This window comes from Paraburkholderia sediminicola, assembly GCF_046026855.1.
Taxonomy (GTDB): domain Bacteria; phylum Pseudomonadota; class Gammaproteobacteria; order Burkholderiales; family Burkholderiaceae; genus Paraburkholderia; species Paraburkholderia sediminicola_A.
In genome coordinates this window covers 339985-366474 of record NZ_JAQQET010000001.1, presented here as the reverse complement: position 1 = coordinate 366474, position 26490 = coordinate 339985, and the positions used below count along the sequence as shown (strand labels likewise).

At 60.9% G+C, this 26490-nt stretch carries 23 protein-coding genes; 18 read left to right on the top strand and 5 right to left on the bottom strand.

What is annotated here, in order from left to right; all coding sequences use genetic code 11:
* The first annotated feature begins 25 nt into the window (after positions 1–25).
* The 10 genes from PQR40_RS01580 (at position 26) to PQR40_RS01535 (ending at position 8013) form a co-directional block, all read left to right on the top strand.
* The gene (locus tag PQR40_RS01580) at positions 26–994 is read left to right on the top strand and encodes an O-fucosyltransferase family protein (protein WP_408338996.1); all 969 of its coding nucleotides are present in this window, start codon (positions 26–28) and stop codon (positions 992–994) included.
* Between the two features lie 202 nt (positions 995–1196).
* Positions 1197–1301 (top strand): potassium ABC transporter ATPase, encoded by a 105-nt coding sequence (locus tag PQR40_RS01575; RefSeq protein ID WP_199203111.1) that lies wholly within the window; start codon positions 1197–1199, stop codon positions 1299–1301.
* Positions 1298–1393 carry a K(+)-transporting ATPase subunit F gene (gene kdpF / locus PQR40_RS01570; RefSeq protein ID WP_028193906.1) on the top strand — a complete coding sequence of 32 codons (96 nt, stop codon included), beginning with the start codon at positions 1298–1300 and terminating at the stop codon, positions 1391–1393. The genes PQR40_RS01575 and kdpF overlap by 4 nt, the downstream gene beginning before the upstream one ends.
* Positions 1390–3198, top strand: coding sequence for a potassium-transporting ATPase subunit KdpA (gene kdpA, locus PQR40_RS01565; protein ID WP_408508283.1), 1809 nt, complete (start codon positions 1390–1392; stop codon positions 3196–3198). The genes kdpF and kdpA overlap by 4 nt, the downstream gene beginning before the upstream one ends.
* An 85-nt stretch (positions 3199–3283) precedes the next feature.
* Complete coding sequence (gene kdpB, locus PQR40_RS01560) at positions 3284–5347, top strand: potassium-transporting ATPase subunit KdpB (protein WP_408228078.1); 2064 nt, start codon at positions 3284–3286, stop codon at positions 5345–5347.
* 18 nt (positions 5348–5365) lie between these two features.
* A complete protein-coding gene (gene kdpC / locus PQR40_RS01555) occupies positions 5366–5947 on the top strand; it encodes a potassium-transporting ATPase subunit KdpC (RefSeq protein WP_408339000.1) in 582 nt (193 codons plus the stop codon).
* Between the two features lie 136 nt (positions 5948–6083).
* Positions 6084–6782, top strand: coding sequence for a response regulator (locus PQR40_RS01550; RefSeq protein WP_408207262.1), 699 nt, complete (start codon positions 6084–6086; stop codon positions 6780–6782).
* A gap of 118 nt (positions 6783–6900) precedes the next feature.
* Positions 6901–7116, top strand: a complete 216-nt coding sequence (locus PQR40_RS01545; protein ID WP_408508282.1) for a hypothetical protein — start codon at positions 6901–6903, stop codon at positions 7114–7116.
* Between the two features lie 6 nt (positions 7117–7122).
* On the top strand, positions 7123–7470 hold the full coding sequence (locus PQR40_RS01540) for a hypothetical protein (RefSeq protein WP_408508281.1): 348 nt from the start codon (positions 7123–7125) through the stop codon (positions 7468–7470).
* A 126-nt stretch (positions 7471–7596) separates the two neighbouring features.
* Complete coding sequence (locus PQR40_RS01535) at positions 7597–8013, top strand: universal stress protein (RefSeq protein ID WP_408508280.1); 417 nt, start codon at positions 7597–7599, stop codon at positions 8011–8013.
* 33 nt (positions 8014–8046) lie between these two features.
* Here the strand turns inward: PQR40_RS01535 and PQR40_RS01530 are convergent, their stop codons facing one another.
* Complete coding sequence (locus tag PQR40_RS01530; RefSeq protein ID WP_408508279.1) at positions 8047–10470, bottom strand: hypothetical protein; 2424 nt, start codon at positions 10468–10470, stop codon at positions 8047–8049.
* Positions 10471–10938: 468 nt separating this feature from the next.
* Between PQR40_RS01530 and PQR40_RS01525 the strand changes: the two genes are divergently transcribed.
* From PQR40_RS01525 to PQR40_RS01510, 4 genes are all read left to right on the top strand, one after another.
* Positions 10939–11484 carry a fimbrial protein gene (locus PQR40_RS01525; protein WP_408227888.1) on the top strand — a complete coding sequence of 182 codons (546 nt, stop codon included), beginning with the start codon at positions 10939–10941 and terminating at the stop codon, positions 11482–11484.
* 107 nt (positions 11485–11591) lie between these two features.
* Positions 11592–12356: a fimbrial biogenesis chaperone gene (locus tag PQR40_RS01520; protein WP_408508278.1), complete on the top strand. Its 765-nt coding sequence runs from the start codon at positions 11592–11594 to the stop codon at positions 12354–12356.
* Positions 12357–12358: 2 nt separating this feature from the next.
* The gene (locus tag PQR40_RS01515; RefSeq protein WP_408508277.1) at positions 12359–14986 is read left to right on the top strand and encodes a fimbria/pilus outer membrane usher protein; all 2628 of its coding nucleotides are present in this window, start codon (positions 12359–12361) and stop codon (positions 14984–14986) included.
* A complete protein-coding gene (locus PQR40_RS01510; protein WP_408508276.1) occupies positions 14983–16023 on the top strand; it encodes a fimbrial protein in 1041 nt (346 codons plus the stop codon). Before PQR40_RS01515 ends, PQR40_RS01510 begins: the two co-directional genes overlap by 4 nt.
* 19 nt (positions 16024–16042) lie before the next feature.
* On the opposite strand, the gene PQR40_RS01505 is transcribed toward PQR40_RS01510, so the two are convergent.
* Positions 16043–16690, bottom strand: coding sequence for an ABC transporter ATP-binding protein (locus PQR40_RS01505; protein WP_408508275.1), 648 nt, complete (start codon positions 16688–16690; stop codon positions 16043–16045).
* A 294-nt stretch (positions 16691–16984) separates the two neighbouring features.
* Here PQR40_RS01505 and PQR40_RS01500 point away from each other — a divergent pair, with 294 nt between their 5' ends.
* Positions 16985–18295 (top strand): MFS transporter, encoded by a 1311-nt coding sequence (locus PQR40_RS01500; protein WP_408508274.1) that lies wholly within the window; start codon positions 16985–16987, stop codon positions 18293–18295.
* Here the strand turns inward: PQR40_RS01500 and PQR40_RS01495 are convergent.
* Positions 18213–19334 (bottom strand): helix-turn-helix transcriptional regulator, encoded by a 1122-nt coding sequence (locus tag PQR40_RS01495; RefSeq protein ID WP_408508273.1) that lies wholly within the window; start codon positions 19332–19334, stop codon positions 18213–18215. The two genes, PQR40_RS01500 and PQR40_RS01495, sit on opposite strands and share 83 nt — an antisense overlap.
* A gap of 136 nt (positions 19335–19470) precedes the next feature.
* Between PQR40_RS01495 and PQR40_RS01490 the strand changes: the two genes are divergently transcribed.
* Both PQR40_RS01490 and PQR40_RS01485 read left to right on the top strand, forming a co-directional pair.
* Positions 19471–19914, top strand: coding sequence for a hypothetical protein (locus tag PQR40_RS01490; RefSeq protein ID WP_408340090.1), 444 nt, complete (start codon positions 19471–19473; stop codon positions 19912–19914).
* A gap of 715 nt (positions 19915–20629) precedes the next feature.
* Positions 20630–22534 carry an ATP-dependent metallopeptidase FtsH/Yme1/Tma family protein gene (locus PQR40_RS01485; RefSeq protein WP_408227912.1) on the top strand — a complete coding sequence of 635 codons (1905 nt, stop codon included), beginning with the start codon at positions 20630–20632 and terminating at the stop codon, positions 22532–22534.
* A 75-nt stretch (positions 22535–22609) separates the two neighbouring features.
* Here PQR40_RS01485 and PQR40_RS01480 read toward each other — a convergent pair whose 3' ends face one another.
* Both PQR40_RS01480 and PQR40_RS01475 read right to left on the bottom strand, forming a co-directional pair.
* Positions 22610–23404 (bottom strand): sulfite exporter TauE/SafE family protein, encoded by a 795-nt coding sequence (locus PQR40_RS01480; protein ID WP_408227914.1) that lies wholly within the window; start codon positions 23402–23404, stop codon positions 22610–22612.
* Positions 23405–23596: 192 nt separating this feature from the next.
* Positions 23597–24781, bottom strand: coding sequence for an acyltransferase family protein (locus PQR40_RS01475; RefSeq protein WP_408227917.1), 1185 nt, complete (start codon positions 24779–24781; stop codon positions 23597–23599).
* 586 nt (positions 24782–25367) lie between these two features.
* On the opposite strand from PQR40_RS01475, the gene PQR40_RS01470 reads away from it, so the two are divergent.
* Complete coding sequence (locus PQR40_RS01470; RefSeq protein ID WP_408227920.1) at positions 25368–26474, top strand: OpgC domain-containing protein; 1107 nt, start codon at positions 25368–25370, stop codon at positions 26472–26474.
* Positions 26475–26490 lie beyond the last annotated feature (16 nt).

The following is a 26490-nucleotide window of genomic DNA, read 5'->3' as shown; positions in this document are numbered from 1 at the left end:
ATACCTAATTAATTAGGAGCCAGGTATGTTGAGAAAGGTGGTCGACCGGGCGAAACAATTCCGACGCAGCGAGGGGTTCAAGCATTCCGTGGCCACGCCGCGCCGGATTTCGCTTCATGCGACACAGCGCCTGAACAGGGGCATTTTTTCCATCGAGATTCAGGAGAACTCCGGGTTTTTCTCCGTGTTGCAGATGGTCCTGTTTATTCTGATGTATTGCGACGAGAAATGCCTCACCCCGTGTATTAGCGCACGCGGCGGGCTGTACGGTGACGCCGAAGGAAAACTTGACTGGTTGTCGGTTTTCTTCGAGTCTGTGCACCCTGCCTCGGGAGCCGCGCTCACCCATAAGGTGAGAACGTCGACAGTTCGCGACCTGGTTCAGTTGGGCTTTCGTCAGCGTTATGAGGCCAGGCTTCAACTCAGAAGCGCAAGCGAACTCTTCTTCGCGCACTATCGGCCGGCCACGCATATCTACGAAGAAGTCGACTCGATCTGCCGGAAGCTCGGGATCGGCACAACGACTCTTGGCGCGCATTTCAGAGGTACTGATAAAACGCTGGAAGCCATTCCGGTTTCATGGGGAAGCTTTTGCCGGCAGGTGGAATCGACGCTTGCGGAAAACCCGCAGCTCACCAATATTTTCATCTCGAGCGACGAGCAGGCGTTTATCGACTTTTTTATCGTCTGGCCATTCAGCAAGCCGGTCAGGGTAGCACCGGCAAAACACCTTGCACGTGGCAGCACGCCCGTTCACTTCAGTGGCTATCCGGGACTCGAAATCGGCCGCGAGGCACTGGTTTCCAGCTTGCTGCTGGCCAATTGCGGGTTCCTCGTGAAGACGCCGTCTTATCTGTCCGCGTGGTCGAAAATATTCAATCCCTCTCTTCCGGTCAAGCTCGTATCGCCTCCGCGCCCGGACGCATTCTGGTTTCCCGATAGCCAGCTCTGGCTCGAACAGGCCGCGCACGATAAAGCGGCTCGGGCGGCGTAGGCTGCTGTCTGGCGCCGGCTGCTCTAAAGGGGCAGCTCAAAGCGCCTGAAAGTCTCCCAGCAAGCCCATATAGCTGCGCCAGCCCGCAGATCTCTCGCACCACGCCCATCGTTTTTACGAAACGCCCCGAAGTATTAACGCTGCGTTTACGCGGATTTTCCTAGATTTCATGGTGCAGGAGTCCCTCGTGGGAGACCAGACCATGGATCTGCTTTACCTCATCGCAATCATTGCGTTCAGCGGCCTGGTCGCGGCCTTCGTGATTGGCTGCGACAAGCTTCGCCGCGCGCCCGGAGGCCGTCCATGACTACCTGGATGACCTGGCTCGCGGCGGCCTCGACGCTGATTCTGTTTGCTTACCTCGTGTACGCCTTGCTACGCGCGGAGGCTCTCGAATGAACTTCAATAACCTGTTTCAGCCCGGCCTGTACATCGTCGTGCTGATCGCGCTCGCCATACCACTCGGCCGTTATATGACCCGTGTGGTGGACGGTTCTTCGGTCGTTGTTCGCCGCATTGGGCGACCGATCGAAACCGCGCTCTACAAGCTCGCCGGGGTCGACCCCGGCGCCGAAATGTCATGGAAGCACTATGCGCTGGCCGTGCTGGTGTTCAACACGCTCGGTGTGCTCGCGGTGTATGGATTTCTGCGTTTGCAGCAATGGCTGCCCGCGAATCCGCAGGGTTTCGGACCGATGACGCCCGACGCCGCCTTCAACACGGCAATCAGCTTCGTGACCAACACGAACTGGCAGGACTACACGCCGGAATCGACCGTCAGCTATCTGACGCAGATGGCCGCGCTGACGGTGCAAAACTTCTTTTCGGCGGCCACCGGCATTGCTGTCGTGGTCGCACTGATTCGCGGCTTCGCACGCCATACGACGGCGACGATCGGTAATTTCTGGGTCGATCTGACACGTATCACGCTGTATATCCTCATGCCGCTCGCGACGGTTATCGCGCTCGTCTTCATCAGTCAGGGCGTGATTCAGAACTTCAGGTCGTACGAAGACGTGCCGACGCTGCAGGTGACGACGTATCAAATCCCGAAAACCGATGCTCAGGGCAACGCCGTCAAGGACGCCAAGGGCAACCCGGTGATGGTGGACAACAAGGCCGACAAGCAGACCATCGCCATGGGGCCGGTTGCGTCGCAGGAAGCGATCAAGATGCTCGGAACCAATGGCGGTGGCTTTTTCAACGCCAATTCCGCGCATCCGTACGAGAACCCGACGCCGTTCGCCAACTTCGTTCAGATGATAGCGATGCTCGTTATTCCGGCTGCGTTGTGCGTGGTGTTCGGCCGGATGGTGGGCGACCAGCGCCAGGGCTATGCGGTGCTCGCCGCGATGACGATCGCTTTCGCGGTCGCCTGTTGGGGCGAGATTTCGTCTGAGCAGAACGGTAATCCGCTATTTACGTCGCTGCATGTCGATCAAACCGCATCGTCGCTGCAACCGGGCGGCAACATGGAAGGCAAGGAAACCCGCTTCGGCATCGCGCAGTCCGGCATCTTCACCGTGGCGACCACCTCCGCATCGTGTGGCGCTGTGCTCAACACGCACGATTCGTTGACGCCAATGGGCGGCTTCGTGCCGCTCCTGCTGATCGAACTCGGCGAGGTGATCTTTGGCGGCGTCGGCTCGGGTCTGTACGGCATGCTCGTGTTCGCTTTGCTCGCGGTGTTCGTGGCGGGCCTGATGATTGGGCGAACACCGGAATACATCGGCAAGAAGATCGAATCGTACGAAATGAAGATGGTGTCGATTGCCGTGCTGCTCACGCCATTGCTTGTGCTGGTCGGTGCGTCGATCGCCGTGCTGACGGCAGCCGGCGTGGCCGGTGTCGCCAATCCCGGGCCGCACGGATTCTCCGAGATCCTCTACGCCTACAGTTCGGCCGCCAATAACAACGGCAGCGCTTTCGCGGGCCTCTCGGTCAATACGCCGTTCTACAACGGAACGCTGGCCGTCGTCATGTGGTTCGGCCGCTTCGGTTCGATTGTGCCGGTGCTGGCGATCGCTGGATCGCTTGCCGCCAAGAAACGCATCTCCGCTACCGCCGGCACGCTGCCGACGCACGGCCCGCTGTTCGTCGTGCTGCTGCTCGGCACAGTGGTGCTGGTCGGTGCACTGACGTACGTGCCTGCGCTAGCGCTTGGCCCCGTCGTTGAACATCTGATCATGGTCGCGGGACATTGACTGAGAGGATAGTATGACTAACGGACTCCAACCGCCGGTTCATCAGCCTGGCAACATCGGTCAGGCACGTAACGCGGCGCGCTCGATGTTCGACCCGTCGATTGCCCGGCCGGCCCTCGTCGACTCGTTCAGGAAGCTCGCGCCCCGCCATCAGTTGCGTAATCCGGTGATGTTCTGCGTGTACGTCGGCAGCATTCTGACGACCATTCTGTGGATCGCCGCGCTCGGCGGCCAGGCCGAGGCGCCTGCTGGATTTATCCTGGCGATCGCGCTCTGGCTGTGGTTCACGGTGCTGTTCGCGAACTTCGCGGAGGCGCTCGCCGAAGGCCGTTCCAAGGCCCAGGCCGCGTCGCTGCGCAGCGCGAAACGCGACGTGATGGCGAAGAAGCTGCAGGAAGCGCATCCCAAGTCGCCGATCCGCATCACGACAGCCACCGATCTGCGTAAAGGCGATGTCGTGCTGGTCGAAACCGGCGACGTGATCCCGGCTGACGGCGAGGTAATCGAAGGTGTCGCTTCGGTCGACGAGTCGGCGATCACCGGGGAATCCGCACCGGTGATCCGCGAGTCGGGCGGCGATTTTTCTTCGGTGACGGGCGGCACGCGTGTACTGTCGGACTGGATCGTCGTGCGGGTCAGCGTGAATCCGGGCGAGGCCTTCCTCGACAGGATGATTGCGATGGTCGAAGGCGCGAAGCGTCAGAAGACGCCGAATGAAATCGCCCTGACGATCCTGCTGGTCGCGCTGACGCTTGTGCTGCTGTTCGCTACGGCGACGCTGCTGCCGTTCTCGATGTTCTCGGTCGAAGCCGCGAAAGCCGGTCACGTGGTGACGATTACCGCACTGGTCGCGCTGCTGGTGTGCCTGATTCCGACCACGATCGGTGGGTTATTGTCGGCGATCGGTGTGGCCGGTATGAGCCGGATGATGCAGGCGAACGTGATCGCCACCTCCGGCCGCGCCGTGGAAGCGGCCGGCGACGTTGACGTATTGTTACTCGACAAGACCGGCACGATCACGCTCGGCAATCGCCAGGCTTCGGCGTTCACGCCCGCGCCGGGCGTCACGGAGGAACTGCTCGCCGACGCCGCGCAGTTGTCGTCACTCGCCGACGAAACACCGGAGGGGCGCAGCATCGTCGTGCTCGCGAAGCAGCGCTTCAATATCCGCGAACGCGATATGCATGCGTTGCAGGCAACCTTCCTTGCCTTTAGCGCACAGTCGCGCATGAGCGGTGTCGATCTGCCCGACCGCGAGATTCGCAAAGGCGCCTCCGATGCGATCAAGCACTATGTCGAGGCGCACGGCGGCCGTTTCCCCGCGGAGTTGACCGCCGCGGTGACGGAAATCGCGCGGCGCGGCAGTACCCCGCTGGTCGTCGCGCAGCAGGTACGCGGCGAGAGCGCCGCACGCTGCATGGGCGTGATCGAGCTGAAGGATATCGTCAAGGGTGGCATCAAGGAGCGCTTCGCTGAACTCCGCAAGATGGGCATCAAGACCATCATGGTGACGGGCGATAACCGTTTGACGGCTGCAGCGATCGCCGCCGAAGCCGGCGTGGACGATTTTCTCGCCGAGGTGACGCCCGAGGCGAAGCTGACGACGATTCGCATGCACCAGGCCGAAGGGCGGCTCGTGGCGATGACCGGCGACGGCACCAACGACGCCCCGGCGCTCGCGCAAGCCGACGTGGCGGTGGCGATGAACACCGGCACGCAGGCCGCGAAGGAAGCCGGCAACATGGTCGACCTCGATTCGAATCCGACCAAGCTGATCGAGATTGTCGAGATCGGCAAGCAGATGCTGATGACACGCGGCTCGCTCACCACGTTCTCGATTGCGAATGACGTCGCCAAATACTTCGCGATCATCCCGGCGGCGTTCGCGACGACCTATCCGCAACTGCGTGTGCTCGATGTGATGCATCTGAGCTCACCGTCGTCGGCGATTCTGTCGGCGGTGATTTTCAATGCGCTGATTATCGTGGCGCTGATTCCGCTCGCGCTCAAGGGCGTGAAGTACCGGCCGCTCGGCGCGGCCTCGCTGTTGCGCCGCAATCTGCTCGTCTACGGCCTGGGCGGGATACTGCTGCCGTTCCCGTTCATCAAGCTGATCGATATGGTGCTGAACGTGTTCGGCTGGGTCTGACCCAAGAGGGTGAACATCATGAAAACGCTGTTTCGTCCACTACTCGTCCTGTTCATCCTGATGACTGTGATCACCGGGGTGGTCTATCCGATCGTCGTGACCGCAATCAGTCATGTGGCATTCGCGGCGCAAGCGAACGGCAGTCTGATCGAGAAGAACGGCAAGGCCGTCGGCTCCGCGCTGATCGGCCAGCAGTTCGATGCGCCGTACTATTTCTGGGGACGCCTGTCGGCCACCACGCCCCAGCCATACAACGCGCAGAATTCGGGTGGGTCGAACCTCGGCCCGACCAACCCCGCACTTGCCGACGAAATCAAAGGCCGTCTCGATGCATTGAAGGCCGCCGGTAACGACATGTCGCAACCGGTGCCGGTGGATCTCGTGACGTCGTCAGGCAGTGGCCTCGACCCGGAGATCAGCCCTGCGGCGGCCGCTTATCAGGCGGCGCGTGTGGCGAAGGCCCGTGGTCTGCCGGTGGATCAGGTGGCGAATCTTGTTGCGCGTAATACGTCGGGGCGGCAGTTCGGTATCTTCGGTGAGGCACGCGTGAATGTGCTGAAGCTCAACCTGGCTTTGGACGATCTCAAGCCGATGCATTGAGCCCGTTGCCTGGCTATTGCCTGGCTGTTGCTGCTTTGCCGGCGCACGCCTGAAGCGCGCCTGTTCAATAATCTTTGGAGACCCCGCCTGGACGTTGGCCGCGACCTTAACGGGGTGCTGTCGACGTGGCCCATTCATGAGCGATCCCACCGTTACAGTCGTTGTGATCGACGCTGACAAAGCCATTCGCCGTTTCGTTCGCACGTACCTCGAAGCGGCCGGTATGAGTGTCTTCGAGGCGCAGACCGGCGCACAGGGCCTGGCCCATGCTGCGACAAGGCTGGCGGATCTCGTCATTATCGATCTGAGTTTGCCGGACATGGATGGCATCGAGGTGATCCGTGAGTTGCGCGGCTGGTCCGCGATGCCGGTGATCGTCCTGTCGGCGCGCAGCCGCGAGGAAGACAAGGTCGCCGCGCTCGACGCCGGCGCCGACGATTACCTTACTAAACCCTTCGGCTTACCCGAGCTGAGTGCCCGGATCCGCGCGCATTTGCGCAGGCAGGCCAACGGCGGCAGGGTTGGCGTGCCTCAGGTTCAGTTCGGCCTCGTCACGGTCGATCTCGGCGAGCGGACGGTGGTGCGTGGCAGCCGGATCGTCCATCTCAGCCCCACCGAATATCGCCTTCTCTCCGCGCTGGTGCGCCATGCGGGGCGAGTGTTGACGCATGAGCAACTGCTCGGCGAGGTATGGGGCCCCTTGCAAACCGACAACCACCACTATCTGCGGATCTACATGGGGCATCTGCGCCACAAGCTCGAATGCGATCCCGCGCATCCAGAACACATTGTCACCGAGGCCGGCGTGGGCTACCGGTTGGTCGGCGCGCGGTGAATTTCACAGAATTTTTACAGCGCCGGCGGTAATCGTTTCTCGGCCTTTACGGCGTTGCCAGTAGAGTTTGAGTCTGGCGTTCCGCCGCAAGAAAAATCTGTAATTGGCTGGAGGTTGTATGGCATTCAAACAAACAAAGGGCAACGTGACTGTCGAGGCTTGTGTGTTTCCCGCACCGGGCAACATGTTCAAAGGCGCACTGTGTGTGACGACAACCCGGCAAGACAAACAGATCCAGCAGGTGACCGGACGTGGCTGCGGCCGGCCGATGCGTGATTCAGGCGAAGCACTGGCCCTGGCCGAGGTGGAAGCACGCCGGATGCTGGAGGTTTGAGATTCCATGACGCCCTCAAGACCCGCCATGATGCTCAGAGGGATGTGCAAGGTTGTCGCCATCGCCTTCGTCACCAATCAGGTTCTCACGACTATCTTCACGTACGTCGCGCAGCAACTCGATGCCACGCTGCCTCATGAAACGATCTGGCTTTTCAGTTGCGTGACATGCGGGCTGCTAACACTGTGGCTGCAATCCGACGCGCGGCGCGCGTTCGGCTTCGCACGTGCAAAGGGTTTCGTAAAGACGGGCGGCGACAGGAAGCAGGATCCGCAGATTGCTGAGGATTGTCCGAAGCGGTGGCTCGTGATTTTGCATATCGAACTGAATCCTGCTGCGATACAGGCATCGTGATGACGCTTGGTGCCGCTGCGCAATTTGCCTCGTCCGATACGGCAAAAACGCGGCTTAGATTTTTACGCGACTTTAACGCGGCTTTGGCTAAGCTCAGAGTACCAGATAGCGGTCCCGGAGTTTTCAATGATACGAATGCTGATCCCTGTTCTCGACCACGGCGGCGCGATAGAAGCCGCGCGTTACGCGGCGTTCATGTTTCTGGAGCGCGGCGTAACCGAAGTCGAATTGCTGGAAGTACTTGAGCCGGTAGATCAGGGGCGCGCGGCGGCCTTTCACAGTCGAAGCTCGCTGGTACGCCATGAAAAGCAGGCCATGCTGAAGGCATTGATCGACGTCCGCACGATTCTCGAAGAAGCCGGCGTGCCATATCACTGGAAACGCGTCTTCGGCCACCGCACGAAAGCGATCGCCGACTACGTGGCGACCACCCAGCCCGACGTGATGGTGATCGATGCCAGTCATATGGGCTTCTTCCGAAGACTGGCCATGCTCGCCTCGCTGGCGAGGCGCACGGTTACCCCGGTGACGATGGTTCACTGACACTGAATCACCCTACGCTCATCGGCAGCACCGCTATTGCCCCGTGTAACCCACAGGTGCCGTGTACTTGCCTTGTATCGCATTCGAATTCGCCAGCACAACGTAAATGGGCGACTCGGTCAGCGTGAGATTCACCACGCCGTTCGTATAGGCCACTGAGGTCACATTGCCCATCATGTCGATGACGCTCACGTTGCCATTCGTGCCGGTTGAGTTCACGGTCAATGCATAGCCGGTGCTATAGGTTGAACTGTATGTACCCGACGACGTCGGCCAGTTCGAATTGTTGTGTGTCCATAGCGCCGCGATCACCGAACCTGAATTCAGTTGCTGGAATGCGTAGCCATAGACCATCGAGGGAAGTCCGTTCAGGACTCCGAGCGTTTGCGTTCCGTCCAGAACGCGGGTCAACGCGGCGAACGCCAGCGCTTCTGGTTTGGGGCTCAGATTGGTTGCGCCGTATTGCCCCTGTGGATCGGTGAGATCGAAGAACGTGCCGATACCCACGTCCGCCGGATAGTCCGCGCCGTAGAAGAAGTAGGTGACCTGGGCACCCTCGCCGAGCATGATCAAATGCGCGCGCAATGCGACGGCGGCCTGCCCGTACAGCTGGTTCGCCGGCGGATAGTTCGCCCCATAAGCCGCGCCGGAGTCGTAAGTGATGCCGAGTTCGGTCACCCACAGGCGCATGTTCGGCTTGACCGTCTGCATTTGCGAGCGCAATGACCTCATCTGCTGATCGAGGGCGTTCGCGACATTCGAGGGATTCGGATCGGTGTCGTATTGTTCGGGAGGATGCGCCGCGAACGTGCCGGCGTTGTAGTAACCGTGTGTCGTCACACCGTCGATGTATTTGCCGAGGCCCAGCGGGGCATAGGTGGCAAGATATCCCTGCGTACATTGCGTCGAGCAGTTTGCAGGAAAGACATTGGACGTGCCCATCACGACCGCGTTCGGATCAGTCGAATGCAGGCCTGCATAGACGGCCGCGTACATCGCGATGAAGTTGGCGGTCGAATCGACCCATTGAGGCTCCCACGTTACCTGGTAGTAGTCGTTTTGCTGATTGGGAAAATACTGCTGACGGATCGCGGCGCTATCGGTGCCCACGCGCGCCATGTAGTTCTGATAGTAGGTTTCGTTCGTCGGCGCGTTTGTATCGTCCTGAAAGGCACCCGTCGGACTGGCCCACGCGGGAATGCCGTCCAGCCTGATGAGCCGCATGATCTTGCCGTTCGTGTAGAACGGATCGAGATCCGATAAGGCCGGCGTCCACGTATTCGCAGCGTTGGGCTCCATGGCGGACAGCTCACGGTCGTCGATCGTTTGGGCGATGCCGAGCGCCGCGAGCATCGGCCCATTGTCGTTGAAGCCTTGCATGCCGAAGCGGTGCTGTTCCTGATGCGCGTAGCTAACAGCCGGTATCGTGCCGGACAGGTTTGGCAAGATACCGAACGTGGCAATGCCGGTTGGGCGCGTGCCCGATTGCGGCAACGTGCCGCCCGCGTGCGACAGCGTCGCCGTGATCGCGAAGTAACCTGCCGCGGTGCTCTGGCAGGATAGCGTGCTGGACTGCGTCCCACTCGGCACGGCGAACGAGCCGCCGCCCTTGATGCTGCCCAGTTGATCCTGCATTGACCAGACAACTGTGTCCGCCGATTTCGCCGTGGTGACGAACGACACCTGAAAGTTGCTGCCCCGATTGAAGAGGCGGGTGCCGTCGCTGCTCGGCGTGTCGGCGGCGATCAGGCCGTTGGCGGTGCCTCCGGCTGTAGTCGTCGGTGCCGCGCAGGCGATCGCAGACGTTGGTGTCGGTGTTGGCGTCGGTGTTGGCGTCGGTGTTGGTGTTGGTGTCGGTGTCGGTGTCGGTGTTGGCGTCGGTGTTGGTGTTGGTGTCGGTGTTGGTGTCGGCGTCGACGCCGGTGCCTTCGGAATCCAGCAGTACTTCGAAGTCCCGTACGCCGGGTCAGTGCCGAAAGCCGTGTTGCTGCAAGTCGTGCCGTTGGTGAAAACTTTGCTCACGTTATTTGCAGTCGTGCTTGCGCCGTAAAGCACGGTCATCTTGCCGGTGAACGAACAGCGCGCGTTTTCGACTGCGCATTGCGTCCAGGCAGGAGCCGGTGTCGGCGCCGGAGCAGGGGTGGGTGTCGGAGTCGGCGTGGGCGTCGAACTGTTTTTGTACCAGCAACTCTTCCCATACCCGAACGCGGGATCCGTACTCGACACCGCTCCCGTCGAGCACTGCACCCCGCCTGTGAACGGGCCATTAATGTCGTATTGAAGGGTAGGGGAAGTCGTGCCGTAGACGACATTCGCCGTGCCCGTGAACGAACAGAATTGACCCTCGGCGGCACAATACGTGTACGTTGTTCCGCTGATCGTCAACGAGCTTTGCGCATAGGCGGTGCCAACCAGCATACCGCCGACGGGCGCAAGCATCAGAAGCGCACGTTTCATTTCGGACTCCGCGAATAGATGTCGTCAGAGATACCTGCGCGGCAATTGAATGCGTCGAGGTAGTCCGAGGCGTGATCACTGCTGGGGAGCGAGGCAACGAGCTTTAGTTAAGTCGATTTGACAGCTCAGCAACGGACAACAAAAAGCTCTTTCCGGCAAAATCGACTTGCCCCCATTCAATAAACGTAGATTTTGCTCAGTCCGCGCTATTCATATGAACAAAAACCGGTAGCGTAGACGTCATTTTCAGGAGCGCAGTGTCCGCTTAAGTCGTTTTTACTTTAAAAATTGTCCCTTTTGACATTACTTCAAACTTTCCTCGTTATCCCTGACATTGCTTGACTGTCCCTTTTTGACGTCGTCCCGATAATTGGACCCGGCGCGGTTGGTTTGAGCGCAACACCATTGCTTAACCCGCCACACACACGGTCTTTTAATACGACGCACTATTTATCAATGGGGATAACCATGAAACTCACGCGCTCAGGCGTACTCGCTACGGCTATTGCTGCCGCAGCTGCCATGCCGGCTATTTCGCAGGCTGCAGACGGCACCATTACGTTCACCGGTCAGATTACGAGTCAGACCTGCACGATCAGCGGCAACGGCGCCGGCAAGAACTTTACCGTCACGCTGCCGACCGTCTCGACATCGGCGCTCGCTACTGCTGGCACGACTGCCGGCCGCACACCGTTCAACATCGCACTATCGAACTGCACACCGAACTCGGGCAATGTGTCGACCTATTTCGAGCCGGGCGCTACCGTCGATACGACCACGGGTCAACTGGTCAACGCTTCGGGTACGGCGACCAACGTAGAAATCGGTCTGCTCAACGGCGACAGCAGCGTTATCACGCTGGGTGCCGCCCAGGCCTCGCAGAACTCGAAGGCCGTCGCGCTGGCGAGCGGTGCGGCCACACTCAAGTACTTCGCGCAATACGTTGCGACGAACGGCGCGTCGACGGCGGGTACGGTCAACACGACCGTCATGTACTCGATCGTCTACCAGTAAAAGCCAGACGCTACGGGGCGGTAGCCGGTGCCCGTGAGAGGCGCCGGCTGTCGAGGAGATCAGAGCGAACCCGGAGTTCGCCATGTAATCAGGATAACAAAGTGATAATGCGAAAGATTTTATCAAAGGCGATGACGGTTTTCGCATTGTCGTGGTTGGTGAGCAGCGCGCATGCGGGTGTTGTGATCAGCGGGACGCGCGTGATCTATCAGGCCAATGAGCGTGAAGTGACTGTCAAGCTCAATAACGAAGGTGACGCACCGGCATTGGTGCAAGTGTGGCTCGACACAGGCAATCCGAACGCGATGCCGGACGAATCGAAGGTGCCGTTCACCCTGTCGCCGCCGCTGTTTCGCCTCGATCCGAAGAAAGGGCAAAGCCTGCGCCTGATCTACACGCAGGAGCCCTTACCGCAAGACAAGGAGTCGCTGTTCTGGCTCAACGTGCTTGAAGTGCCACCGCGCGCGGACGCCAGCGCTACTGCGGGCGATCCGAATTCGTTGCAACTGGCGTTCCGTTCGCGCATCAAGTTGTTTTTTCGTCCGACGGGGCTCCCTGGTAATGCGGACGAAGCGGCCGCGAAAGTCAGCTGGAAATTCGTGCGCAAGGACAACGGCGGCTACGCGCTCGAGGCGACCAATCCGACGCCTTATCACGTGACTTTCAGCAAGATCGTCGTGAGCGAGAACACAACGAACTGGACCAGCGACAAGGGCGGCATGGTCGACCCGGGCGCGAGCGCCGACTTCGACTTCGACGTCGGCAACGTTGCACCGCTCGCCGTCGTGCCCGCGCAGGTCGACTACACATTCATCAACGACTACGGCGCCGGTGTCAACGGTAAAACGCTGCGCGACGAGACCCGCAAGTAACCATGCGCACCCGGGAACACTCCTCACGGCCGCGAGCCGGAAACTGGTTCGCGCTCAGGCGCAGCCACGCTGTGATACTTGGCGCGCTGGCCGCCTGGGGCACGGCCCCGGCGTTCGCCGGCTCGACGATGCTTGCCGACGTGCAGTTCAACAGTGAGTTTCTGATGAAGCCGAAAGGGCAAAGCGTGGACGTGTCGCGTTTCGAGCGTGGCAATCCGGTGCAGCCCGGCGAGTACACAGTAGATCTCTACGTGAACGGAAACTGGGTAGGCCACGACGCGTTGCGTTTCGTGGCACGGGAAGGCGCGGGCAACGCGGTGCCGTGTTTCAGCAAGGCGCTGATCGAGCGCCTCGGTCTGGACTTCTCGGCACTGTCGGACAAGGGCCGTGGCGAACTTGCAAAAGCGCAGGCGGGTGAGTGCGCGAACCTCGCCGATCTCGTCGACGGTGCGTCGCAATCCTTCGACCTGTCCGATCTGCGGCTCGATCTGAGCATTCCGCAGGTGGCGCTGCTGCGCAATCCGCAAGGCTACGTGAGCCCCGAGTTCTGGGACGAGGGCGTGACCTCGGCCACCCTGGGCTACAACCTGAACTCGTTTCGCGTGACTGGTTCAGGCGCAGCGAATACGCAAACCTATCTCGGGTTGAATAGTGGCATCAATGTCGGCAGTTGGCACTTCCGGCAGAATTCCGCGCTGACGTGGCAATCGAACGGACCACGCACGTATCAGAATATCGCGACCTACGTGCAGCACGATCTGCCGTCGATTCGCAGTCAGTTGACGCTCGGCGATGCATTTACCGATGGCGCCGTTTTCGATAGCATCGGTATTCGCGGTGTCGAACTGGCGAGCGACGACCGCATGTTGCCCGATTCGCTGCGTGGCTATGCGCCGCTGATTCGCGGTGTGGCGATGACCAATGCGCGCGTGAGCGTCACGCAGAACGGCAACAAGCTGTACGAGACGACGGTCGCGCCAGGCGCATTCGAGATCAACGATCTTTACGCCACCGGCTACGGCGGCAACCTGCTCGTCACGGTGACGGAAGCCGACGGCAGTCAGCATAGTTTCTCGGTGCCCTATGCGTCGGTCGCGCAGTTGCTGCGTCCTGGCATTACGCGCTTCAATGTCGCCGCGGGCCAGCTTCGCGACGCGCAGGTCAATCAGCACGACAATCTCCTTCAGGGAACGGTGCAGCACGGTTTCAACAACGTCATCACCGGTTACGCGGGGACGATCGTTGCAGAAGGTTATCTCGCCGGGCTGCTCGGCGCGGCGGTCAACACGCCCCTGGGCGCGGTCGCGGTAGACGTGACCGAGGCGCGCGCCAACATTCGCGGCGTGACCAACACTACCGGTCAGAGCGTGCGAATCAGCTACAGCAAGCTGGTGCCGGCCACCAACACGAACTTCACCGTCGCCGCCTATCGCTATTCGTCGAGTGGTTTCTGGGCGTTGCGCGACGCCATGCTGGCGCGCAGCGCAGTTGCCGCGGGACAGGACCCGAGCTCGGTCGACCGTCAGCGCAATCAGGTCCAACTGACAATGAACCAGAGCTTCGGCAACGGCTGGGGCAATGCCTATGTGGTCGGCTCGACGCTTGATTACTGGAATCGCGGCGGCACTACCACGCAATTCCAGATCGGTTACAACAACGTGTTGCGTGCGCTCGGCACCAACTTCAGCTACAACGTGTCGCTGTCGCGGCAGCGCGACGGCCTGACCGGTCAGATGAACAACCAGATCTTCGCGAGCGTTTCGATTCCGCTCGGCACCAGCCAGCATGCGCCGACCCTGTCGACCAGCTTTACGCATAACAGTCAGAGTGGTTCGTCCGAGCAGGCAATGCTGAACGGCTCGGCCGGTGTGGACAACGAATTCACCTATGGCGTGACGGCGAACCATGCGCCGGGCTCGAGCACGGGTGGCGTGAACGGCCAGTACCGTAGCCCGTACGCGACGCTTGCAGCGAGCGCGAGCGGCGGCTCTGGTTACTCGCAAGTGTCGGCGGGCGTGACCGGGGCGATCGTTGCGCATCCGGGCGGCGTGACCTTCGCCAACGATCTGGGCGACACGATCGGTGTGGTCGAGGCGAAAGACGCAAAGGGTGCCCGCATCACCAATTCGTCAGGCGTGCGCATCGACAACTTCGGCTATGCCGTGATTCCGTATCTGACGCCGTACAGCCTTAATACAGTCGAAATCGATCCGAAGGGGATCCCGCTCGACGTCGAATTCAAGTCGACCAGCCAGCAGGTGGCGCCGCGTGCCAACTCGGTGGTGATGATCCACTTCGGCACGGTGACCGGCAGGGCGGCGGTGATCGCGGCTCGCTTGCCGAACGGCGCGCCGTTGCCATTCGGCGCGACCGTGTACGACACGAAGGGGCAGAGTGTTGGCGCGATTGGTCAGAACAGCCGGATCTTCGTGCGCGGCGTGGCCGATGACGGGGCGCTTACCGTGAAGTGGGGCGATGCTGCGGATGAACAGTGTGGCTTCGGTTATCACTTGCCGCCGAAGGGCGAAGACCGCGGCGCCTATGCGCATATCGACGCGGTATGCGGCGGGGTGGCCGGCGTGGCGAACGAAGCAGCGGCGGGTTCGTCCGCCGGAGGAAATGCGCAATGAAGATGTCTTTCTCATACGACGCCGTTAGAAAATACTTTGGCATCCTGATGTTATGTGCTGCAGGCTGTGCCGGCCTGATCGCCAGCGTTCCCGCTTACGCGGCGCTGCAATGCACGATTACCGGTTCGGCGGCGATCAGCTTCGGCACGCTCACGGTGCCGCGCGATACACCGGTCGGCACGGCAATTGGGCCGGTGCGGTCGTCGACTGTTTCTGTTAACTGCCCGTCGAATCCCGGTACGGTGCCTCCGTACAACAACGGTTGGTATATCCAGTACTACCCGCAATTGACGAGCAGCGCGGTAGCGGGCGTGTGGAATACCGGCATCGCGGGGATCGGCATCAAGGTTGTGGACGTGACCTACGGCAATACGACTTTGTCCACCCTGGCGCTCGGCAAGTGGGGCGATTTCGGCGCACCGATCACGACGACGGCTGCGTTCCAGGGCAGTTTCACGTTCAGCTATCAACTGGTCAAAACGGCCGCACAAGTGACGACGGGTGGCGCGGTGAACATCTCGCAATTGCTCACACTGGTCAGTCACAATATTCCGGCGAATATCACGTCGCCGGCCCTGGTGACGCTTTCGGTCAACAACACGTCCATCGTCGCGACCACCTGCACGGTGACGACACCCTCGGTCAGCGTCGCGCTGCCAACCGTCAATGCCAGTGCATTGAGCCCTGTGGGCACGACAGTCGGCAACACGAACCTCAGCATCGGACTATCGTGCCAGGCCGGTGCGAATGTCTACGTGACGCTGACTGACGCAACCGCTCCCGGCAACACGACCAGCAATCTGACGCTTGCGAGCGGGTCGACCGCGACGGGTGTCGCGCTGCGCCTGCTCAATAGTGGTGGCACGGTGGTCAGCTATGGGCCGGATTCAGCGGTAGCGGGCAATCCAAATCAGTGGCTTGTCGGTGCATCGGCGAGCACGACCCGCATACCGTTGACCGCGCAGTACATTTCCACCGGCACAGTAGGGCCGGGTACGGTGAAGGGACTCGCCACTTTCACAATGAGCTATCAGTGAAGTTTGAAGGGCGGGCGTATTAACCCGGCGGCGCAGAGACTTCCTGGCCGCGCGTCCCCAGATCCGCAAAGCGGACGGTTCGCGCCGCGCAAGCGTCCGTAAAGGCCGTGTCGTAGCTTGAGAAAAAGACCGTGCGGGTTTCGGCGAGCGTTTTGAACAGATCGACCAGAACGCCGCGCGCCGAGGCGTCGAGTCCGCCGACCGGTTCATCCGCGATCACAACGTTGGTTTCGCCGAGTACGGCGCCCGTCAGGAAGATCTTCTTGCGTGTTCCAAACGACATCTGCTCGAAGCGTTTGTCGAGATGCGGTTCGAGCCCGAAACGATTGGCAAGATCGAGCGCGTAGCTGTCAACCTCTGTCTTTCTCTCCGACGCCACGCGCGCCAGATACTCACGACCGGTCTGGTCCGGATACGTCATGCAGTCTTCGGGGACATACGTGAGCACGGATTGCGCTTCGTGCGGCGCGGCGCGCAGCGAATGGCCGCCGAGCCACACCTCGCCAGCGTCGGGCTCGATCGTGCCGGCGAGGATGCCAAGCAACGTCGACTTGCCGCTGCCGGATTCATCGTTGAGCGCCACGCATCCTGCAGCGGTGTCGTAATGCAGTCCCTGAAAGATGATGCGTTCGCTATAGCGCTTGCTGAGGTTCTCGAATCGAAGCATGGGATGCGAAGGGGTGTCAGCCGCAGAATGTGTGACGCGACCGCTCACGCAGATTACGTTCAGCACGATGCCGGGCGGCGGAGATTCTTCGGGAAGTTGGCGGTGCGCAAGTGTAGCAGCGTGGCCAGATGCTTTCGCCGCACCTGACAATTGCGCCTTGCCGGTTGGGTACGCGACGCGAAGATCGGCATACTCAGTGTAAAGTTGCGTGGTTTCGCGCCGTTAAAGAAAAGAGCTTTCCCCCATTCTGCCAATCTCCTGAATACCTCGACGCTCCCCCGTCGACCGCAATCCATGCAAACTGCTGCCCGCAAAGCGGGCCAACCGTCCCGCGCTGAACTCAGGCGTATCGTCATCGCCATTGTTATCGGTAACGGTTTCGTCGCGTACGACTTTACCGTCTACAGCTTTTCCGCAGTCATCATCGGTAACCTGTTCTTTCCATCGAGCAGTCCTGTATCGTCGCTGCTGCTCTCGCTCGCCACCTTCGGCGCGGGCTTCGTGATGCGTCCGCTCGGCGCGATCATGATCGGCCATATCGCCGACAGCCGAGGCCGCAAAGCCGGCCTCACGGTTTCACTTACGCTAATGACCCTTGGCACATGGCTGATCGCCTGCCTGCCGGGCTATGCGTCGATCGGTCCCGCCGCGGCGGCGCTGATGGTGCTCGCGCGCCTGATGCAGGGGCTCGCGGCAGGGGGCGAGATCGGGCCGGCATCGGCTTCGTTGATGGAGTCGGTTGCCTACCGGCACCGTTGTTTCATGGTGAGCTGGCGCGGCGCGAGCCAGGGCGCGGCCGCTTTCGCCGCCGCGCTGGTCGGGGCGAGCACCACGGTGCTACTGTCTCCCGCCGCCATGCATGACTGGGGATGGCGCGTTCCGTTCGTGCTGGGTGGGCTGATCGGACCGGTCGGCTGGTATCTGCGTCGCCGGATGCCGGCCGCCGCGCCGTCGCAGCGTGTGCGGCTTAGCCCGAGGCGCATGCTCGCGGAGTATCCGCGTCCCCTCGTCTGTGGCCTTCTGATGATGGCGGCGCCTTCGGTGGGCATCTACCTCACCGTCTTCTATATGCCGGCCTATCTGGTCCGTACGCTGCATCGGCCGGCGGCAATCAGCCTTCTGACGGCCTGCCTGTCAGGGCTCGTGATCCTCGTGGTGACGCCGCTCGTGGCGCGCGCGGCCGACCGCTGCGCAAGCCGCAAGACGCTGCAATACGCGGCACTTGTGGCCTCGCTGGCGCTCACATGGCCGGCATTCTGGGCGCTGACGCACGGCGTGGGCGACGTCGCCGCGCTCGTCATCATCACGGCGTACGTGGCGCTTGCGGTCAACAACGCCGGCCCAGGTTCCGTGCTGATGATGGAAGCTTTTCCAGCGCATCGGCGCGCGGCCGGACTTTCGGTGATTTACAGCTTCGGTGTTGTCCTGTTCGGTGGATTTTCACCGTTCTTCGTGACGTGGCTGATCAACTGGACAGGCGACCCGATGATTCCGGCGTGGTATCTGATAGGCGCGACCCTGCTCACGCTTGTCGCGCTGAGAGCATTTCCTGAGGCAAAGGCGCCGGATGCGTGCGTTGCCAGTGCTTCGCAGCCGTCGGCGTAAGCTCCCACGCGCTACGGTGTTGCAGGTCCAACGCGCGCAACCGCATATCTTGTGGGCTCATGTCGAAAGCGCGGCGAAATGCGCGAGTGAAATCGGATGCGCTCTGGAAACCGAGTCCGTAAGCGATTTCCGTTACCTGAAGATGCGGGAAACGGACAAGTTCGTCCGCCGCTTCCCGCAACCGGCGATTGCGGATGTAAGCGCCGAGCCCGCCTTCATGCTCGAACCAGCGATAGATCGTGGCGCGTTTCAGTTGCAACGCCTGAACCACACTGGTCGGCGTGAGGTCACCCTGGTACAGGTTGGCTTCGACGTAGCGCCGCACCTGTCCCATCACGGCAGCCTGCATCGCCGACCGGCTCGCGCCTGTCAGACGTGCATCCTTGCGGAAGGCGGCGAGCAGCAGTTGGGCGCTGGCATGTAATGCATCCGCCGCCGCGACCGGGTCGAGCGTGGGGATTTCCCGGGCGACTGCCGCCAGGTGGTCCAGCACGAGTCCGGTCAGCGGCGAACCCTGCTGCACGATCCGGCCGTGAATCGCCGCGCCGTCGCGCAGTTCTTCGTCCACGATCGCGGACGGGACAAACAGGCTCAGAAGCCGGCATTCGGGCCGTTCGGCCCGAAACGGCTGGTTCAGATCGAATGCGACGATGCCCTGCACCGAGTCCGGCGCGCTGCGTTTCTTGCGCATGCCTGTCACATGGCCGATTTCGCCTTCCACGAACAGGTGAAAAGCGTAATCGCGCCGCGAGTCTGTGGAAACACGCGCGACCGACCGTTCCAGCAGCATCGATTCCGTGCTGCAGTCCGTAAATACCATTCCGCCGACTGCGTATAGATCGATTTCGCCGCGAAATCCCCCGGCGACCTGCTCTTTCGACGGCGGTACGTCAACCACATGTCCCACGCGCTGGCGCCACGCCAGAAATTGTTCCTCGGCGGGGAGCGCGTGCGTGCTGAAGCGGCTCGTGGAAATAGCGGAGCGCGAGTCAGCTGCGGCGGCAGCGGCCAGGTGCGGCGGCAATGTGCGCTGGTTCATGGATCGGTTGCTGCGAACTGGGGGAGGCGGCTCTAGTGAGGTAGCGATGGTAACCAAATATTTAACATGCTGCCGTCCGGAATTGAGACGTATGGTAAAGCCAAACAAAAAACCTGCGGTATTGTCGGATGATTAGATGCAGCTCGCTTTCGTTGACGGCGCAATAAATCCGTTTAAAACAAGCCCCGTTTCTGGAATCGCAACTGCACGCAGAAAGAGCGCCGATCAGCATTCGCGGCGCAATGGGTGCGAGGCCCAGGCTTTGCCCGGCGGCCAATTTACGGGGTATCAAAAGATGAACGGCACGAATAAGCCTCCGCCCGCCCAGCGTGGCGGGCGGCGTCCGGCCAATCTGGTAGACAGCCAGTTGGAACATCTTGAGAGCATGGTTCAGTACGTAACGCGTGGGGACGCGGTAAGCGTACTAGTCACGCTCGACCATGAGTACTGGGAAAAACGCGTTCGCGCGCTGGAAGAAACTCACGAGTTGATTGCCAGCCAACGCAAACGGATTATCAAGCTTCTCGACCAGCTCGGGAGTGAAACGCAGATGAAGCTGAGGCGGCGCACGGCCGCCTGAGTCTGAATCTGCTGAAGGGAAGGGTTGCAAGGATCGGGGGTAGTTGCGGGAGAGCAGACCGGTGTCTTAAGGCACCGGCAATAAAAAAGAAGGACCTGAGAGTGCGGCGAGATGCGGACGGGCCCATTAGAGGCTCGCCGCTCAGTTGCAAAAAAAGGTGGGCGTCTTGCCCATCGGACGTTCGGGGGTGTTGCTGTATGCGCCTCCAGACTTGGCCGAGCGACCGGTCGAGGGTGGCACATAAGTGTTGTCCTCGCCGGGCGCTCGCTCGGCTGATCCCCAGTATCATTCCTTACACCAGCTAATCGCCGCCAGCCAGCCTGGACGGGCGTTTTCAATATTCCGCGATTTACTGCAATGTTGACCGCTTTTAATAGGGCGCGGTTAAGTGCAGATATTCAGAATACGCGGCGAATAGTGGGCTGATAAACTGTGCGCCGGAGCGGCAGGCCGTCATTTTTGACGCGACGATCGCTCCCCCAATCCGACGGCATGAATCGCCGGATACACGGTAGAAATGGTCCTTTTCCGCAAATTGGAAAGGCGACCATCCGGCATACTGGCCGGTGTGCGAGCCGCTAAAAGGGACGCATGGTTCGATGTCCTTCTTTCCGCGCATATGCGGTGTCGCGTCAGCCGATTCCCCCTCGCCAACCTCTACCACCTGATTTTGACCAGTATTAGGGCTCCATTGGCCCGTTTTTGGAAGTGACTCATGAAGCCGGGAAAGAACTCGCTTGGGAAAAGACGCACACGCAAGATCGCCATTGGGCTCGGCGCTGCACTAGTCGCGGTATTACTCGCATTGAGCGCCTGGCAGTACCAGCAACGCGGCGCGCAGGCCGCCCCGGCGCTGACCGGCATCGCGAGCCAGATGCGTCACGACACCTCGGCGTGGACGCACGAAGAGAAAGACGCGTCGCAAATGTTGCGTGATATCCACGAGGCCAACGTGGCCGCAATCGGCGTGAGTCCCAACGCGATTCTGGTGTCGAAGCGCGATGGCGCGAAATACTTCGTCACTGACCATAACGCGATGTTCTCGCATGCGCTGCTGCTCGGCGAATCCAAAGCTGACCAGACCGCGCCCTATCAGCTCGTCTGGCTGCCCGATGCCGACATCCGGACCGGCGCGGCGCGCTGGGCTCCGGTGTTAGGCCAGGTGCGTGACGCGATCAGCGTGCTGTTGCCGCTGTTGCTGATCGGCGGCATGGTGTGGTTCATGCGTCGCGAGATGAGAGGCGGCGCGTCGCTGCTCAGCAAGGCGCCCACGCTGCGTTTCGACGACGTGATCGGTGCGGGTGAGGCGAAGGCGGCGCTCGCGGACATTCGCGGCTATCTGTCCGATCCGAAGCAATTCACGTCGATGGGGGTGCGCGCACCGTGCGGCATTCTGATGGTCGGTGGCCCGGGTGTCGGCAAGACGCGGCTTGCCCAGGCGCTCGCCGGCGAATGCGGTGCGAACTTCATTTCGATCACGGGCAGCTATTTCAGTGCGAAGTACTATGGCGTTGGCATCCAGAAGGTCAAACACCTGTTCGAACTCGCGCGCAAGAATGCGCCCACGGTCATCTTTATCGACGAAGCGGACGGCCTCGCCAAGCGCACGGATACCGGCGGCGGTCCCGTCGAAGCCGAGAGCAACCGCATCATCAATCAATTGCTGGCGGAAATGGATGGCTTCGCTTCGAACGAAGGCGTCATCGTCGTCGCGGCGACCAATCATCCTGACAGTCTGGATGAGGCTTTGCGCCGGCCGGGCCGGTTCGATCGCACCGTGCAGGTCCGTTTGCCCGACCGCGAAGACCGCGCCAGGATTTTCCGCTTCTATGCGCAGAAGCTGAAGTCGAAAGCCGCCGACATCGACTACGACCAGCTTGCTCGCCTAACCACGGGCCTTTCTCCAGCGACGGTCGCGATGGTCGTGAATCAGGCGGGGCTGGTCGCGCGCAAAGCCGGCGAGACGGAGATTGCCGCGAAGCATTTCATGGAAGCGATCAAGATTGCGCGTATCGGCGACGTGAGCGGCGCCGAACGGGCACTGAGCGAGGACGAACGCACGCGTATCGCAGTGCACGAAGCGGGGCACGGTCTCGTTGCCGCACTGCTCGGCACCGGTGTGCTCGAAGAGGTCACGATCCTGCCGCGTGGCGGCGCGTTGGGTGTCGCGCTCATCACGAAGGCGCAGGACAAGCACCTGTACCGCGAAACGGAAATCCGCAACGAAATACAGGTCTTGCTTGGCGGGCGTAATGCCGAAATTATCACGTTCTCCGAAGCGTCGAGTGGCGCTGCGTCGGATTTGCAGGAGGCGTCGCGCATCAGTCTCGACATGGTCTCGAAGTTTGGCTTCAACCGCGACGGCGATCTGTTCAGCCTCGCAGCGCTGCCGTCCCAGTACGCCGGCCTGCAAATGAAGAGCGCCATTGAGCACGCTAACGTGCTGCTCAAGGAATTGAATGAGTTGTGCCATGGGCTGCTGCAGGCCTATGAGCCCGTGCTGCGCGCCATTGCCGACGAACTGCTCGAACGGGAGACCGTTCCTGGCGAAACCGTTTACCGGTTAATCAAGGAGCACAAGAGCGCGCTGAAGATCGTCCACGAGCCGGCTGCCGCTTGAACCGCTTTGCGCTGGCGGGAGCGCAAGAGAACATGTTCCACGGTTTGGATTTGTCGGCACGCGCAGCCCGAACGTTTATAAAACGCCGGATTTCCAAACCATCTGTGCAGCGGCTGCCAGGACGAACACCAGAACCAGAACCCGAAAGGCCCCTGGCGGCAATTTGTCCCTTAGCGGCCGCACTAACAGCATTCCTACGATTACCGGCACACTCGCACAGGCCGAAATGGCCAGATCGCTCCAGCTGGCATGCGCACCGCCACTAAAGGTGGCGACCAGCGTGATAATTGAAACCACCAGAATAATCGCGATCTGCTTCGTAAAGACTTTCCCCGTGGCGCCCGTGGCGATCAAATACATCGCCAGCAAAGGCCCCGGCACCGAAGCGATGCTCTCCATCAGTGCCGCACCGAATCCCAGCACGAAGCCCGCAGGCTTCGCCCATGCCGGCCTCAACGTAAGTCTCGGCGAAAGCAACAGGAGCAGCGCCGCGACGATCAGCAACACGCCCGCAGCAGCTTGCGCGCGATGCGGCGCAAGCGAGATCAATACGCTCACGCCGACGATGTTGCCAATCACCGTACCGATCAATGGCGCGGCAATGCGCCGGACCGTCGGCAGCATGTCGCCGCCTTCCAGCGCCTGTGGAATATTGCCGAGAATGATCGGCATGGACAGCAATAGAACGGCCTCCTTGATGGGCATGAACTGGCTGAGAATCGGCATCGCAACCAGCGGCACGCCGATACTCACCACGCCCTTGACCATCCCGCCCAGCAACAGCGCCGCAATGATGCCAAGCAGCGCGTAAAGGCTGAGCGTCTGCAGGCTCGCGCCAAGCACGCCATTGGCGAAACTGAAATGAACCATCGTTGAAGTCCGCGAGCCAACCGCGCGGATCAGATGAACCGGAGTGCGCGCGTGCAGTGGTTTGTTTTTATCGTTCGGCCTGTTCAGTGCTCGCGTGTCGCGCAAGGTTCGAAGCAGCCGGCTAAGTGAGGGCTGCATGATACCGCGCTCTTACTCAAACCGCCTGAAGGCGGAACGTAAGGAATGGTTCCTTCAAACGGCATCTGAAGTGGCGTCTTCATTTCTCATCGCACGCCCATTGCCAGCGGCAAACGTGGTCGGCGTTTGCGTGGGTGTTGAAGTCGCGGCGTCCACTGGTGCGCGCCGCGTTTTCAAGCGAAGAATCGGCGCTTCGATCAGCCGCCAGGACAGCGTGGCCATCGCCAGTGAAATCAGGAACGAGGCGATAATGCCGGCGACGTGCGCCCACAGCGGCACGGTGCCGCCGAAAAGCGCCGTGGCGTGGCGATTGCGGGTCAGGTCCGGAATCAGATTGTGATAGAGATAAAAGCCGTAGCTGATGCGCCCGAAGCTCACCAGCCAGCCGGTTTCGAGCAGGCCGATTACTGTCGCGTTACGGCAGCATGCAATCGAGCACACGAGCGCCGCAATGCAGACGCCATACAAGGCGCTGACCATCGTGAAAGCAAGCGAACTGCCCAACTGACTCCACCTTGGCTCAGTCGCACAAAAAACCACCAGGCAAATACTCAAGACGAACAGCGTCATGCCATGCCCGAGCACGACTCGCAAGCGGCTTTGTTTCCCAGCGATCATCAAGCCGCCAATCCCACCTAACGCCAGCAGCCAGAAGTTGCTCAGTGGATGCGTATAGATGGTGATTTCCGGCCACTGCGCCGCGCGCATCGCCAGCAGCGAAACCAGTCCAACTACGACGATCGCGAGGCACGCAGCGTAATGCCGCCGCGCCGCAACCAGCAGCAACAGCGGCGCAAACACGAGATAAAACTGTTCTTCGATCGCAAGACTCCATAGATGCGAGTAACGCCCCGGCCAGTAATGCAGCACGGAGCCGATCCAGAAGTTCGACAGGTAAGCGAAATGAAACGGCATGCCGCTGGCCAGTTCAGGATTCGCCATGCCGAGCGCCATCAGCACGCACATCACAACCAGCATCAAGTAGTAAATCGGAAATATGCGCAGTGTGCGGCGAAACAGAAAGCGCTTGAGTTCAGCGCCGAACCGGCTGCCGTTTCTTTCGATGCGCGTACGTTGCGCGGACAGGATGCCGATGATCAGAAAGCCGCTCAGCGCGAAGAAGATCCACACGCCGAGGTGACCGATCTCGCCGATCTCGCCGAATAGTCGGTGTTGAAAAAATACCATCAGGACTGCAATCGCACGCAATCCGTCGAAGCCGGCAATCCTGTTGTTCATGTGGGTGTCTTCCAGTGTGAAGGTGGCGCGCAAGGCGCTGCCGTTCAGGGCGATAGTGGAAGGACCGGAGCGCATGGGTGACGGTAAATTCAGCCACGGCAAATAGAAGGCGTCGCACTGACGCTCAGCGAGCCAGGAGATCGAAGATCAGCCCGGCAGCGTGTCCGGTCCACATGCGTGGCCGCCGTCGAAGGGTGGCATCGAGCGAAACGCGGGACATCCGACGGGCGTGTATGAATTCATCCTACGATGAAAAAAAGCGAAAAAAATCGCGCGTCACAATCAGTGATTTTTTTCCGTGACCCTTACCGATTGCGTTCGCGCTCGACGCATTAAAGCCGCAAAACTTGCCGCAAGACTTTCCGGTAGCTCAATGCGTGACGATGCAGTTTTACCGTACGCCGACATCTGGATTTCGGATTGCTGCCACTCCGCGTGCAATTAGAGGGCGGTTGTCAGCGTACGTCGATGTGATGCACGGCAATGGTGGGAACGTTTTATTGTCATGGAGTTCCTACCGGAAACAACGGTATACGACCGATTTTTACGGCGTATTGCATGCACGCACTATCTTGCGAGAACCTGAATGGACACCCGCCGCGGACGCTCGATCGAAGTGGATTTCTTCCGCGGCGTCGTACTGATTGTCATTGTGTTGGACCACATTCCTGGTAGCACGCTGTCGCATCTGATGTTGCATGCCTATGCCTTATGCGATTCGGCTGAAGTGTTCGTGTTCCTCGGCGGCTATGCGTCGGCGGCAGCGTATACGGCGGTGCTCGCCGGCCGCGGCGAGAGCGCGGCGAAGATGCGCTTCGTCAGGCGCTGCTGGGAGATCTATCGCGCCTATCTGTTGACGGCCGTATTGACGCTGTTATCGGGCGCCGTCCTCGCGCTCTTACATCTGAACCAGCCGATGGTTGACCTGACCGGCTGGCAGCCGTTCGCGGTTCAACCGCTGCGCGAGGCGTTCGATATTGCCCTGCTGCGGCGCCAGCCGTATCTGTCGAGCGTACTGCCCATGTACGTGATCTTTGCGCTATTCGTGCCGTTCGTGGTGCCGTTGGCGCGCCGCTCCTCGCTCGCGGCGCTGGGCTTGAGCGTGACGATCTGGGCGCTGGCCCGGCCGCTGGCCGCACTATTCAGCATTGACGACGTGGCCAACTGGGCTTTTAATCCGTTTGCATGGCAACTGATGTTCGTGCTCGGCATTCTGTGCCGGGTGCAACCCATCAGCGAGCGCTTTCACGCAACCCCTACGGCGCGCTGGCTCACGCGGGCCGCGGTGGTCGCGGTGCTGGCGTTCGCCGTCGTCAAACTCTTTGTGCTGACGCAGCCGCTGCCCGGCACGCTTAAACAGAACCTTTCCGTGGACCGTGTGATCAACTTCATCGTCATCGCCTGGGTGGCCGCGCAGTGTGTGCGCATGGGCAGCATCGCGTGGCTCGCACAGCGGTTGCCGGCCGTGGTGACGGTCGGCCGTACCGGGCTTGTGTGTTTCGTTACCGGCACGCTGGTGTCGCTGGTTGTCGATACGGCGACGCCGCATACGTTCCACGGTTTTCGCGGCACGCTGATCGGACTCGGCGGCGATCTGGTCGCCATCGGCGCGGTGTTGATGATCGCGCGCGGCTGGAACGACTGGAGGGGGCAGCAGTCGCGCCCGGCCGCCAACGGCGCAGGTTACGGGTGAGGGCGCGTGTGCGCCA

What these genes read in the sequence shown, in the direction of transcription:
- PQR40_RS01580 (WP_408338996.1), top strand. Translation starts at nt 26, where the DNA reads ATGTTGAGAAAGGTGGTCGACCGGGCGAAACAATTCCGACGCAGCGAG.
- PQR40_RS01575 (WP_199203111.1), top strand. Translation starts at nt 1,197, where the DNA reads ATGGATCTGCTTTACCTCATCGCAATCATTGCGTTCAGCGGCCTGGTC.
- kdpF (WP_028193906.1), top strand. Translation starts at nt 1,298, where the DNA reads ATGACTACCTGGATGACCTGGCTCGCGGCGGCCTCGACGCTGATTCTG.
- kdpA (WP_408508283.1), top strand. Translation starts at nt 1,390, where the DNA reads ATGAACTTCAATAACCTGTTTCAGCCCGGCCTGTACATCGTCGTGCTG.
- kdpB (WP_408228078.1), top strand. Translation starts at nt 3,284, where the DNA reads ATGTTCGACCCGTCGATTGCCCGGCCGGCCCTCGTCGACTCGTTCAGG.
- kdpC (WP_408339000.1), top strand. Translation starts at nt 5,366, where the DNA reads ATGAAAACGCTGTTTCGTCCACTACTCGTCCTGTTCATCCTGATGACT.
- PQR40_RS01550 (WP_408207262.1), top strand. Translation starts at nt 6,084, where the DNA reads ATGAGCGATCCCACCGTTACAGTCGTTGTGATCGACGCTGACAAAGCC.
- PQR40_RS01545 (WP_408508282.1), top strand. Translation starts at nt 6,901, where the DNA reads ATGGCATTCAAACAAACAAAGGGCAACGTGACTGTCGAGGCTTGTGTG.
- PQR40_RS01540 (WP_408508281.1), top strand. Translation starts at nt 7,123, where the DNA reads ATGACGCCCTCAAGACCCGCCATGATGCTCAGAGGGATGTGCAAGGTT.
- PQR40_RS01535 (WP_408508280.1), top strand. Translation starts at nt 7,597, where the DNA reads ATGATACGAATGCTGATCCCTGTTCTCGACCACGGCGGCGCGATAGAA.
- PQR40_RS01530 (WP_408508279.1), bottom strand. Translation starts at nt 10,470, where the DNA reads ATGAAACGTGCGCTTCTGATGCTTGCGCCCGTCGGCGGTATGCTGGTT.
- PQR40_RS01525 (WP_408227888.1), top strand. Translation starts at nt 10,939, where the DNA reads ATGAAACTCACGCGCTCAGGCGTACTCGCTACGGCTATTGCTGCCGCA.
- PQR40_RS01520 (WP_408508278.1), top strand. Translation starts at nt 11,592, where the DNA reads ATGCGAAAGATTTTATCAAAGGCGATGACGGTTTTCGCATTGTCGTGG.
- PQR40_RS01515 (WP_408508277.1), top strand. Translation starts at nt 12,359, where the DNA reads ATGCGCACCCGGGAACACTCCTCACGGCCGCGAGCCGGAAACTGGTTC.
- PQR40_RS01510 (WP_408508276.1), top strand. Translation starts at nt 14,983, where the DNA reads ATGAAGATGTCTTTCTCATACGACGCCGTTAGAAAATACTTTGGCATC.
- PQR40_RS01505 (WP_408508275.1), bottom strand. Translation starts at nt 16,690, where the DNA reads ATGCTTCGATTCGAGAACCTCAGCAAGCGCTATAGCGAACGCATCATC.
- PQR40_RS01500 (WP_408508274.1), top strand. Translation starts at nt 16,985, where the DNA reads ATGCAAACTGCTGCCCGCAAAGCGGGCCAACCGTCCCGCGCTGAACTC.
- PQR40_RS01495 (WP_408508273.1), bottom strand. Translation starts at nt 19,334, where the DNA reads ATGAACCAGCGCACATTGCCGCCGCACCTGGCCGCTGCCGCCGCAGCT.
- PQR40_RS01490 (WP_408340090.1), top strand. Translation starts at nt 19,471, where the DNA reads ATGCAGCTCGCTTTCGTTGACGGCGCAATAAATCCGTTTAAAACAAGC.
- PQR40_RS01485 (WP_408227912.1), top strand. Translation starts at nt 20,630, where the DNA reads ATGAAGCCGGGAAAGAACTCGCTTGGGAAAAGACGCACACGCAAGATC.
- PQR40_RS01480 (WP_408227914.1), bottom strand. Translation starts at nt 23,404, where the DNA reads ATGGTTCATTTCAGTTTCGCCAATGGCGTGCTTGGCGCGAGCCTGCAG.
- PQR40_RS01475 (WP_408227917.1), bottom strand. Translation starts at nt 24,781, where the DNA reads ATGAACAACAGGATTGCCGGCTTCGACGGATTGCGTGCGATTGCAGTC.
- PQR40_RS01470 (WP_408227920.1), top strand. Translation starts at nt 25,368, where the DNA reads ATGGACACCCGCCGCGGACGCTCGATCGAAGTGGATTTCTTCCGCGGC.